This window comes from Thermorhabdus hydrogeniformans, assembly GCF_049310025.1.
GTDB lineage: Bacteria > Bacillota > Thermosediminibacteria > Thermosediminibacterales > Tepidanaerobacteraceae > JBJYKD01.
Map to the genome: position 1 here is coordinate 1 of NZ_JBJYKD010000144.1, position 271 is coordinate 271.

Below are 271 nucleotides of genomic sequence, written 5' to 3' on the forward strand. Positions count from 1 at the left end.
GATTACGGTCTGCCGGTCATTATAGAGCGCGATCCGCCGATGCCCATCCAGCCACCAGACCGAGGCGGCATTGGAGCCGATGGCAAGCCGCACGTCGCGCAGCTCCCGGTCCGCTTCGACCACGGTGGCCACCCAGAACAGCACGTTGCTGGTGGGTTTCGAACGCGACCAGGCGAAGTGGTAGAGGTTCAGGTTGTAGTTCAGCGTCTCCAGCGCATGCCAGGTGCAGGGCTGTCCGCCCAGCACCACCTGCTGGCCGTCGCGGGGCAGG

At 65.7% G+C, this 271-nt stretch carries 1 pseudogene; it reads right to left on the bottom strand.

Annotation, left to right across the window (positions count from 1 at the left end):
• Positions 1-271, bottom strand: a pseudogene (locus tag ACKX14_RS15845) (acetylxylan esterase); the annotation flags it as partial.